The organism is Massilia sp. P2_C2, from assembly GCF_056404615.1.
In genome coordinates this window covers 1-11,184 of sequence record NZ_JBFUDR010000214.1, presented here as the reverse complement: position 1 = coordinate 11,184, position 11,184 = coordinate 1, and the positions used below count along the sequence as shown (strand labels likewise).

The 11,184-nt window shown below is 66.1% G+C and carries 9 protein-coding genes; 6 read left to right on the top strand and 3 right to left on the bottom strand.

Features of this window, described 5'->3' with window-relative positions; genetic code table 11:
* Nucleotides 1–655, top strand: a 655-nt coding sequence (locus AC1DYX_RS21535) for a hypothetical protein (protein ID WP_477262599.1), incomplete at its 5' end; no start/stop codon positions are given.
* Nucleotides 656–940: 285 nt separating this feature from the next.
* On the opposite strand, the gene dacB is transcribed toward AC1DYX_RS21535, so the two are convergent.
* Nucleotides 941–2,455: a D-alanyl-D-alanine carboxypeptidase/D-alanyl-D-alanine endopeptidase gene (gene dacB, locus AC1DYX_RS21530; protein ID WP_477262597.1), complete on the bottom strand. Its 1,515-nt coding sequence runs from the start codon at nt 2,453–2,455 to the stop codon at nt 941–943.
* Nucleotides 2,456–2,475: 20 nt separating this feature from the next.
* Nucleotides 2,476–3,714: a nucleoside recognition domain-containing protein gene (locus AC1DYX_RS21525; RefSeq protein ID WP_477262595.1), complete on the bottom strand. Its 1,239-nt coding sequence runs from the start codon at nt 3,712–3,714 to the stop codon at nt 2,476–2,478.
* A 233-nt stretch (nt 3,715–3,947) separates the two neighbouring features.
* Here AC1DYX_RS21525 and AC1DYX_RS21520 point away from each other — a divergent pair, with 233 nt between their 5' ends.
* The 5 genes from AC1DYX_RS21520 to AC1DYX_RS21500 all read left to right on the top strand — a co-directional run bounded on the left by AC1DYX_RS21520 (nt 3,948) and on the right by AC1DYX_RS21500 (nt 10,496).
* A complete protein-coding gene (locus tag AC1DYX_RS21520) occupies nt 3,948–5,771 on the top strand; it encodes an ABC transporter substrate-binding protein (RefSeq protein ID WP_477262593.1) in 1,824 nt (607 codons plus the stop codon).
* A 51-nt stretch (nt 5,772–5,822) separates the two neighbouring features.
* The gene (locus AC1DYX_RS21515; RefSeq protein WP_477262591.1) at nt 5,823–6,044 is read left to right on the top strand and encodes a zinc ribbon domain-containing protein; all 222 of its coding nucleotides are present in this window, start codon (nt 5,823–5,825) and stop codon (nt 6,042–6,044) included.
* A 162-nt stretch (nt 6,045–6,206) separates the two neighbouring features.
* On the top strand, nt 6,207–8,948 hold the full coding sequence (locus AC1DYX_RS21510; protein WP_477262589.1) for a TonB-dependent receptor: 2,742 nt from the start codon (nt 6,207–6,209) through the stop codon (nt 8,946–8,948).
* Between the two features lie 105 nt (nt 8,949–9,053).
* Nucleotides 9,054–10,010 carry a S66 peptidase family protein gene (locus AC1DYX_RS21505; protein ID WP_477262587.1) on the top strand — a complete coding sequence of 319 codons (957 nt, stop codon included), beginning with the start codon at nt 9,054–9,056 and terminating at the stop codon, nt 10,008–10,010.
* A 63-nt stretch (nt 10,011–10,073) separates the two neighbouring features.
* Nucleotides 10,074–10,496, top strand: coding sequence for a MarR family winged helix-turn-helix transcriptional regulator (locus AC1DYX_RS21500; protein WP_477262585.1), 423 nt, complete (start codon nt 10,074–10,076; stop codon nt 10,494–10,496).
* 58 nt (nt 10,497–10,554) lie between these two features.
* Here AC1DYX_RS21500 and AC1DYX_RS21495 read toward each other — a convergent pair whose 3' ends face one another.
* Complete coding sequence (locus AC1DYX_RS21495) at nt 10,555–11,097, bottom strand: PaaI family thioesterase (RefSeq protein ID WP_477262583.1); 543 nt, start codon at nt 11,095–11,097, stop codon at nt 10,555–10,557.
* Between the last annotated feature and the right edge of the window lie 87 nt (nt 11,098–11,184).

Here is an 11,184-nt window from a genome sequence, read left to right as displayed (position 1 = left end):
GGCCTGTACCGTGTCGATGGCGATGACCGGTTGCAACAGCCCCGCCGCCGACAAGTTCGCCGCGCGCGACACGACGGTCGAGTACTACCGCGTGTTCGACATCAAGACCGACGCCGCGCCGCAGGCCGTGACGAAGGCCGCCACGGACGGCATCAGCCGCAACGTCAAGGACGCCATCGTTGCCGCGCCGTCGGGCGTGGAGGCGACGGAACTGCCCGGCCACTTCAAGATGGCCGATCCCACGAGCGCGGCGCCGGGCAGCGCCGTCGACAAGAGTCCGAGCTGCGAGGGCGCGTCCTGGACGGCCAAGGCCGCCCCGCGCGTACGCGGCGGCGACAACATGACGATGGTCGCCTGCCTGTTCCCGTACAAGAGCGGCTACCACCTCGACATGTACGCCATCTTCACGAAGCCCGAAGGCGGCTTGCTCGCCTGGCCGCGCCGGCTGAGCGGCGCACTCCTCGGCACGCCGGAAAAATTTACGGAGACGGCAATGCTCGACATCGTGCGCTCGATCCGCACGGCGACGCACGCCCAGGTCTCGCTCGTCGAAGCGAAGCCGAATTTGCCGGGCACGCCGTGGATGGAGGGAGGGGACTCGCCACTGGCCGTCACGCAGACAGTGACGACGGCAGGTGAGACGAGCAAGCCGTAGGGTGGGCGGCTACACCCGGGTATTGGAACATCGTTGACGGCGACGCCGCACACGCGGTGATACGCGCCGGCGGCATTGTCGAGACCGCGATCGGAACCGTGGCGCGCGTGCGATGTCGACGGATTCGATTGCACGTATCGCCGCGTGGGCTCGGGGAGCCCACCCTACCGGTGACGGAACAACCAGGGTGGGCATTTGAGGCCGGGGGCCTCAAATGAGACGTGCCAACGCGGACGTATGCAAACACCGACGTCACGCATGGAGACGCACATGTCGGGAATACCGTTACGGCACCGTCCCATCCAGCCGCGCCACCCAGTCGACGAGCGCATCGAGCACGGCCCGTCCACGCCCGTGATCGATCCGGTCGCTGTTGACCATGGCCACGAGCACGCATAACCTGCCACTCGCGTCCGGTACGTAGCCGGCCAGGGAGACCGCATTGGACAGCGTACCCGTCTTCAGGCGCGCGCGGCCCGCAGCCGGGCTTTCCTGCAGGCGGCGGCGCATCGTGCCGTCGACGCCGGCAATCGGGATGCTGGCCTGGAATTCCGGTGCCCAGTTGCTGCGCAGGCCCGCCTGCAGGATGCCCGCCAGCTGGATCGGGGTGATGCGTTCGATGCGCGACAGGCCCGCGCCGTTCTCGATCACCAGGCCGGTATCGTCGATGCCGTGCGCGCGCATCCAGCCGCGTACGGCGGCCTCGCTGCGCGACAGTGTCGTGGCGGCGTCGCCCGGTTGCGGGTGGCTGCCCAGTTTGGGGTCCGGTTCGAGCGCGCCCATGCTCAGGAACAGCAGGCGGGCCAGCGTGTTGTCGGACGGCTTGTTGGTGTCGCGGACCACCTCCGGCAACGCACGCGCCACGTGTTCGGCCAGCAGGCGCGCGTCGGGCGGCGTGGCGCCTTCGACGGCCGTGCCAGTGATGGTGCCGCCCAGGGACTTCCACAGGCGGCGCACGAGGCGGTCCACGTATGCCTGGCGGTCGATCACATTGATCGCATTGCTGGCCACGCAATTCTTCGGGAAGGTCCCGTGCAGCACGACCTTGATGCCGCCGTCCGCGCGCGGCACGGCCTGCGGCAACTGCCAGCCGTCTTCCCAGGCGGCGCAGGGCGCGTCGATGAGCTTCATGTCCGCCTCGACGCTCACGCCGTCGAGCTCGGGCTGCATCGCCACGCGCACGCGCGTGGCCGGGCGCCCGTCCGCGCGCGGGGTCGAGCGCATGTCCAGCTGCAGCATGTTGCGGTTGACGAACAGGGCGTCCGGCGTGACGTTGTAATACGCCTCGGGCGATTCGTCGAACGGCGGCATGCCGAGGTCGGCGCGGGCCGGGTTGAACAGCTGGCGGTCGACGACGAGGCCGCCGTCGATCTTGCGGATGCCCTGGTAGCGCAGGCTGCGCAGCATCGTCGTCAGCGTTTCCGTCGTCAGGTCCGGGTCGGCGCCGCCTTTCAGCACGAGGTCGCCTTTCAACACGTCGCCCTTCAGCTCGCCCGTCGTGCGCAATTCCGTGCGGCCGCGGAACGTGGGGCCCAGGCGCTCGAGGCTGACCAGCGTCGTCACGAGTTTCATGGTCGAGGCCGGATGCAGGGGACGGTCGGCCAGGTGCGCGAGTACCGTCTTGTCGCCGCGCAGCACCAGCACGCTCATGGCATCCTCGGGAATCCCCGCCGTGCGCAGCGCATCCATGACCGGTGTCGGCAGCGGTGCCGTCATCGATGACGACGGTTGCGCCGTGGCCGGATTGCACAGGCCCAGCAGCGCGGCGGAAACGAGAGAAAGCGCGTGACGACGAAGCATGCCAATCCTTGTCATAAAGCTTAGCCGAAGAAGACGTAGGCCACGGCGATCGCGGCGACGATGCCGGCCAGGTCGGCGATCAGTCCGCAGGAAATGGCGTAGCGGGTCTTGCGCACGCCGACGGAGCCGAAGTACAGCGCGACGATGTAGAACGTCGTGTCGGCCGAGCCCTGGAAGATGCAGGCCAGCCGGCCGACGAACGAATCCACGCCATACGTCTTCATGGCGTCGATCATCAGCGCGCGCGAGCCGCTGCCGGACAGCGGCTTCATCAGCGCCGTGGGCAGGGCGGGCGTGAACGCGGTGTCGAGGCCGGCCATCCGGATGAGCCATTCGAGGCCTTGCACGACGAAGCCGAGCACGCCGGCATTGCGGATCACGGAGATGGCGACGAGCATGCCGACGAGGTAGGGGATGATCGTGAGCGACGTCTGGATACCGCCCTTGGCGCCCTCGATGAACGCCTCGTACACGTTGACGCGCCTGATCAGCGCGCCGACGATGAACACGACGATGATGGAAAACAGGATCAGGTTGCTCGCGACCTTGGAGACGGTCTCGATCTCCGGCTTCGTGAGGAAGGCCGTGAAATACCAGATCAGCGCGGCGATCGCGGCCGTCATGCCGCCCAGCCAGCCCAGCACGACACCGTTCAGCAGGTTGATGCGCTGGCGGATCGACACGGCAATGATGCCCGCGACCGTGGCGACATAGGTCGCGATCATGCATGGGATGAAGATATCGGACGGGTCCTTGGCACCGAGGATCGCGCGCTGGGCCATGATGGCGAGCGGAATCAGGGTGAGGCCGGACGTGTGCAGCACGAGGAACATGATCTGCGCGTTGCTGGCCGTGTCCTTGTTGGGGTTCAGCGTCTGCAGGCTTTCCATCGCCTTCAGGCCGAACGGCGTCGCGGCATTGTCCAGGCCCAGTAGGTTGGCGGAAAAATTCATCACCATGTGGCCCGTGGCCGGGTGGTCTTTCGGCACTTCCGGGAAGATGCGGGAAAAGAAAGGCGAGATGACCTTCGCCAGCCAGCCGACGGCGCCGGCCTTCTCGCCGATGTTCATGATGCCCAGCCATAAGGTCATCACGCCGGCCAGCGGCAGCGCGATGTCCATCACGCCCATCTTGGCGGCGTCGAACGTGCCGTCGATGATGCGTTTGAAGATCTCGGTATCCCCAAGAAAGATCAATTGGGCCAGCGCCGCAACGAAGCTGACGAGGAAGAAGCCGATCCAGATGTAATTCAGAGCCATGTGATTGTGTCGTTCAGGCCGGCGCCGTCGATGGGGCCCAGCGTGCGCTCGATTGTGCAGCGGAGAGTATAGGCGCAGAGCAAGCTGCACTGATGAAAGAATGCGGTACGGTTATGTAAAAAAGTTATGCACCAGCCTACCAAGCGGTCGCGACGCCGTTGCACGGCTGCCCACGCGTATTGCTCGCATCTAACACCTGGGCCTATGATACGAAACGCTTCCAGGACCCCGCCATGCCCACACGCCGTTCCCTCCTCGTTACCCTGTTGCTCGCCTTTCCCCTCGCTTTTCCCGTGACACTGCGCGCCGGCGCGCAGCCGACGGACAAGGAAGCGAAGGTCTTGCACATGTTCCTGTCGACGAGCGAAACGGGGCTCGACCCGGCCGTCGCGTCCGACATCGCGACCTTGTCCCTGCTGGAAAACCTGTTCGATCCGCTGCTGCGCTACGACTACCTGGCCCGTCCCGTAAAATTGCAGGGCAATGGCGCGACGGATTTGCCGGAAATCTCCACCGACCGCCTGACGTACACGTTCCACATCCGCCACGGCATGCGCTTCACGCCGGACCCGGCGTTCAATGGCCCGCCGCGCGAGGTGACGGCGGCCGACTACGTCTACAGTCTCAAGCGCCTGTATGACCCCGCGCTGAAATCGCCGTGGTCCTACCTGTTCGAGGGCAAGCTGCAGGGCGACGCGGCGCTGAAGTCCACATTCAGCTACGCCACCGACATCCCGGGCCTGCAAGCCGTCGATAAATACACCTTGCGTATCCGCCTCACCGAGCCGGACAACAATTTCCTGTTCTATCTCGCCATGCCCGCGACAGGCGTCGTCGCGCGCGAGGTGATCGAGGCGTATCCGGGCCAGGCCGGCAACCATCCCGTCGGTACGGGGGCGTTCATGCTGGGGGACTGGAAGCGCAGCGACCGCATCGTCCTCGTCGCCAATCCGGACTCGACGGCGGTGTTCCACTCCAGCGTGTCGAACGACGAGCACGCGGATGCCACCGACCGTGCCATCGCGCGCGCGCTGGAAGGGCGGAAGCTGCCGCGGGTGGACCGGGTCGAGATCAAGATCGCGGAGGAATTCCAGGGCCGCATGCTGGGCTTCCTGAACGGCGAATACGATTACCTGGAGCAGGTGCCGGAATCGATGACGGATATGGTCATTACGAACGGCAAGCTGAAATCCGAACTGGCCGCGCGCGGCATGGAACTGTACCGCTTCCCCGTCCTGCAGACCTATTACATGTGGATGAACATGGAGGACCCGGTGCTGGGCGGCTACGCGAACGAGAAGGTCGCATTGCGCCGCGCCATTTCTCTCAGCTACAACAGCGCCGAGGACATTGCACTTCTGAAGCAGGGTTTTGCGATGAAGGCGGAGTCGCCGCTGGCGCCGGGCGTGCTCGGCTACGACCCGAACTACCGCAGCCCCGTGCCGTATGATCCTGCGCTCGCGAACGCCTTGCTGGACCGCTATGGCTACGACAAGCGCGATCCGGACGGCTTTCGACGCATGCCGAAGCCGGACGGCGGCACTGCGCCGCTGACCCTGCAGATGAGCAGCGAAGCGACGGTCGGCGGCCGTCTGCGCGATGAATTGTGGAGAAAGTGCCTGAATGCCGTCGGCCTGCGCGTCGTGTTCAAGTCGGACAAGAAGACCGAGATCATCAAGGCATCGCGCCTCGGCAAGGTGCAGATGTTCGAGAGTAACTGGGTCGCCGACTTCCCCGACGGCGAGAATTTTTACCAGTTGCTGTACGGTCCGAACGCGGGCCGCGCCAATTACGCACGCTTCAACCTGCCGGCCTATAACGTGCGCTACGAACAGGCCAGGAATCTCACGGACGGGCCGGCCCGCCAGAAGCTGTACTTCGAGATGAACCAGCTGATCCATGCCTACAACCCGTGGGTGCCGCTGACGAACGTGCTGTCGGCGGATATCCGCCAACCGTGGCTCAAAAACTACAAACGTCACCCCGTCGAATTCACGCAATGGCGTTATCTGGATGTCGATGTTGCGCAAAGGATACGTGCGGCCCAAGGAAAGTGAGTGTTTTTGCTAGATTAACTTCATGAAATATTCCTTGTAGTTATACGACTCGTGCTGGCGGACCGGTGGTATCCGTCGAGCAAGCTGTGTTCCGCGTGCGGTGACCGCTACGCCGCGCTGAGCCTGGGCGAACGCACCTGGACCTGCGCCGCGTGCGGYGCGCACCACGACCGCGACGTGAACGCGGCGATCAATCTGCAACGGCTCGCAACCGGCGCCCACGCGGCGCCCACGCGGCGCAAACTGCGCTACCCTTGGCGAGCCGGGCGGTGACGCCGGGCACTGCCGCCTGCGATGGGCTGGCGGGAGGAGGGAAAGTGACGCCTGCCAGGCACGAGCACGGTCAGCAGGACGGCTCGGGGCAGGAAGAAAACGGCGAGCACTTGTGCTCACATTTTTGATAGCAGAGACATGGAGTTAAAAAAGTCAGCGACCATGATCGCCCTGATCGGCGGCGCCGCCCCGGCGTTCGCGCAGCAGGCCCAGTCGGATAAACCGATCCCGCGCGTCGAAATCACGGGTTCCAGCATCAAACGCATCGCCACCGAGGGCGCGCTGCCGGTTCAGACGATCACGCCGGACCAGATCGACAAGCAGGGCATCACGAATGCCGAACAGCTGATGCGCCTGATCTCGGCGAACGGCACGGGCGCCGACAACATGACTTCAGGGAATAACGTGTTCGGCGCCGATGCCGACCGCGTCAGCGGCGGCGGCTCGTTCGCATCGCTGCGCGGCCTGGGCCCGACGGGCACGCTGGTGCTGATCAACGGCCGCCGCATCTCCGGCTACGGCCTGTCCGGCAAGGCGGTCGACCTGAACACGATCCCGCTGGTGGCTGTCGCCCGCGTCGAGGTGCTGAAGGATGGCGCGTCCGCGATCTACGGTACGGATGCCGTCGGCGGCGTCATCAACTTCATCCTGAAAACCGATGTCGAAGGCCTGCAGGCGAATGCCACCGGCAACTGGACGGAACACGGCGGCGGCGCCACGCGCCGGCTGCAGGTCGTGGCCGGCCATGGCAACCTGGACACCGACCGCTTCAACGTGATGGTGGCGGTGGGCTACGACAGGAATGACGAACTCGATTCGCACCAGCGCGCCTTCGCCAACGGGTTCCAGCCGGCGCGCGGCCTGTCGCCGGACACCACCGGYACGCCGGTCGCCAACCAGCTGACGGGCGCCGGCACCGCGCTGGGCTCGAACTTCCAGCTGCCGGGCGATCCGAACAAATACCTGCAGGCCGGCCTCCTGAGCCTGCAGGGCAGATGTGACAGAGTGCAGGGGATGATGCAGTACGCCACCGCACTGTGGAAGGACGTCACGTCGCCGCTGCGCACGACGTATTCCTGCGCCTACGACTATGGCGCCGACTACGTGATGCAACTGCCGACGGAACGCACGAACGGCGTCGCGCGCGCCACGTTCCAGGTCAACCCGGACCACCGCGTGTTCGCCGAAGCCGTCGCCGCGCACACGACGTCGCTGGCGATCCTGACGCCCACGCAGATCTCGACGTCGCTGGCGAACGGCAACGCGTATCCGGTGGGCGGCCCGTACTACCAGGACCTGTCGGCGACCATCCCGACGTTCGACAAGACGAAGCCGATCATCTACAAGTGGCGCGCCTGGCCGCTGGGCAACCGCACGCAGGACTACACGACCGACACCGTGCGCTTGATGACGGGCGCCGAGGGCCTTCTGGCCGGCAAGTGGGATTACAAGATCGACCTGTCGCACAGCGAGAGCCACACGACGACCGACCTCGTCGACGGCTACGCGTACACGAGCGCCCTGTACCAGGTGCTGGGCAGCGGTGTCGTGAACCCGTGGGCCGCGCCGGCGCAGGGCCAGAGCGCGGCCGCGATGCAGGCGCTGGAAGCGACCAGGTTCCATGGCCGCCTCCAGCACGGCAAGACGACGCTCACGCAATTCAACGCGTCCGTCTCGGGCGAACTCTGGCAGCTGCCCGCGGGCCCGCTGCAGGGCGCGATCGGCACCGACCTGCGCCGCGAAGGCTATGGGTTCGCGCAGGACGTCGACGCGACGAAGATCCTGCTGGCGCCGGGCAATGCGAACCAGAGCACCGTCAACCGCAACATCAAGGCGATCTACACGGAGCTCGTGGTCCCGGTCATGAAGAACCTGGAGCTGCAGCTCGCGCTGCGCCGCGACGACTACAGCCTGATCGGCGCGACGACGAACCCGAAGATCGCGTTCAGCTACCGTCCCACCGGCTGGCTGATGCTGCGCGGCTCGGCAAATAAAGGGTTCCTGGCGCCGAGCTTCGCCCAGCTGTATTCCGGCCGCCTGGACCAGGAGCTGCCGAACGGCGTGTCCGACCCGGTCGGCTGCGCGTCGCAACCGGGCGACCCGCGCTTCTGTGCGATCGAGCGCCTGCGCTACTTCAGCGGCGGCAACCCGGACCTGCGGCCGGAGACGTCGAAGCAGGGCACCCTGGGCTTTATCGTCGAGCCGGGCGCCAACTTTTCGGCCTCGGTCGACTACTGGGCGATCAACATCAAGGACCGCATCCTGAACCGCACGCCGCAAGTCGTGCTGGCGAACGAGCAGTACCTGTCCCAATACGTGATCCGCAATCCATCCGACGGCACCATCAGCTACGTCAACGCGGGCTGGATCAATGCCGCGGGCCTCAAGACGCGCGGTGCCGACGTCGGCCTGCGCGGTCGCGGCAACCTGCCGGACGGCTGGCGCTGGAACGCCACGCTGGACGGTACCTGGACCCAGAGCTACAAGTTCGCCGAGTTCGAAGGCCAGCCTTACATCGAATACGTCGGCAATTTCTATACGCGCGACCTGTACCTGCGCTGGAAGCACAATGCCACCGTCAGCGTCGCCAAGGGGCCGTGGAGCTTCCTGCTCAGTAACCTGTACCGCGACGGCTATGCGGACGAGCTGCCGAACGGCGGCAAGGGCACGCCGCCGCCCGGCTTCAATCCGCGCGTGGCCAGCTACACGACCTGGGGCCTGTCGACGACGTATACGGGTCTTAAAAACACGACGCTCACCGTCGGCATCCAGAACCTGTTCGACCGCGATCCGCCGTTCACGGCGCACAACGTCGACGAGGTGGTGGGCGCCGGCTGGGATCCGCGCGTGGCCGATCCGCGTGGCCGTGCGCTGAGCTTCGACGTCAAATACCGCTTCTTCTGACCCGGTGTGATCGATCCACGCAGGCGCGGTTTCAATGCGATGATGGCGGCGGCACTGCTGCTGCCCTTCGCATCCCGGCCTGTTTCTGCGCGCTCCGCAACTAAAATGACACCACTGATCAAGCCACCGCGCCTCGCCCGCGGCGACGTCGTCGGCCTCGTCGCGCCGGGCGGCTACACGACCGATGCCGCCATCGAACAGGCAGTGCGCCACATCGAGGCGCTGGGCCTGCGCGTCAAGCAGGGCACGTATCTGCGCGAGGTCTGGGGCAACTACGGCGGCACGGTCGCGGCGCGCATCGCCGACCTGCACGCGATGTTCCGCGACCCGGAGGTGAAGGCGATCTGGGCGATCCGCGGCGGCTCCGGCTGCATTTCCCTGCTGCGCCACCTGGACTACCGCCTGATCCGCACGCACCCGAAGATCCTGCTGGGCTATTCCGACATCACGGCGCTGCACCTCGCCATCCACCGCCACGCGGGGCTCGTGACCTTCCACGGGCCGGTGGCATCGAGCACGCCATCCGATTATTCGACGCAGCACCTGCTGGCCGTGCTGATGGAACCGCGGGATTCCTACACGATCCCGATGTCGGCGGAGAACGACCGGCGCGCGCTGATTGATCCGTGGTATGCCACGCGCACCGTGCATGGCGGCGTCGCGGAGGGCCCGCTCATCGGGGGTAATCTGTCGCTGGTGAGCGCGCTGGCCGGCACGCCGTACGCGGCGGACTTTACGGGAAGCCTGCTGTTCATCGAGGAAGTCAACGAGGAACCGTACCGCATCGACCGCTGGCTGACGCAGCTCGACCTGGCCGTGGGCCTGGACAAGGCGGCCGGCGTCATGATCGGCATCTGCGAGAACTGCGGACCGCAGGGCGACGGTCCCTCGCTGACCCTGGACGAGACCCTCGACGTGCACCTGCGGCCGCTGCGCGTGCCCGCCGTGACGGGCTATTCGTTCGGGCATATCCGCCACCAGTGCACCTTGCCGGTGGGCGTGCGGGCGCGGCTCGATACGGAAGCGCGCACGGTGACCTTGCTGGAGCCGGGTGTCAGCTAGCGGYGCGCGGCGCGCGTCGCGAAAACGCTTGACACATGTGCATACGCACACAATACTGTGTTCATGACCGCTTCCGAACGACTCATCGACTGCAACTGCTTCGCCTCGCGCAAGGCGGCGCGCCTGGTCACGAAGCTGTATGAAGACCATTTGTCGCGCGTGGGCCTGACGAGTACGCAGTTCTCCATCCTGGTCTATGTCGACGAGATCGGCACGGTCTCGATGAAGGACCTCGTCGAGGCGCTGGCGATGGAGCGCACGAGCGTGGTCCGTGCCCTGCAGCCTCTGGAGCGCGACGGTTTCGTGGTCATCGGCCCGGACCAGGAAGACGCGCGCCGCAACGTCGTGCGCCTCACCCAGGCCGGCCGCGCGAAGCTGGCGGAAGCCGTGCCCGTGTGGCAGCAGGCGCAGGCCGAGTTCGAAAGCCGGTTCGGCGCCGGGATGGCCGCGCAGTTGCGGGCGTCGCTGCTGGCGTTGGCAATGTAACCGCGGCAACGGATAGCAACGTAGGGTGGGCACCCTACGCATCCAATGAACGCATCCGCTAGCGGGCTTCGAACACGAGGCACGTCGTGGTCGCATGCGCATACAACCGCCCCTGTGCATCGACGATCCGCCCCTCGGCCGTCGCCAGCTGGCGCCCGCAATGGAGCACCGTCCCGATCGCACGCAGCGGCCCGCCGTCGAGCCGCGCGCCGCGCACGAGGTTCACGCTGAGCTCTGCCGTCGTGTAGGCATAGCCCGGCTCCAGCATCGTCTGCACGGCGCAGCCGACCGCCGAGTCGAGCAGCGTGGCGTACCAGCCGCCGTGCACCGTGCCCATCGGGTTCAGGTGCCTGGCCTGCGGCGTGCCCTGGAAGGTGGCCTTGCCCTTGTCCACCTCGACGAGGAAGAAGTCGAGCGTCTCGGCGATGGGCGCGTATGGAAAGCGGCCTTCCAGCAGCGCCTGCATGATCGCGAGGCCCGTCATCCCGCGCGCTTCCTGCGCCGGCACGACGCCCGGCCGGCCGCCGCCCTGTTCGACGCGCGCCCGTACCGCACGCAACTGCGCTTCCCATTGTTCCGCCACCGTCTGCTCCGCGCCCATGTTGTTCCCCCGTCGTGAATTGAGTGTATATGCAGGTTTCGACCCGATTATGCACGGCTTCCGGCGCCCGCGGGGTTATACTATCCG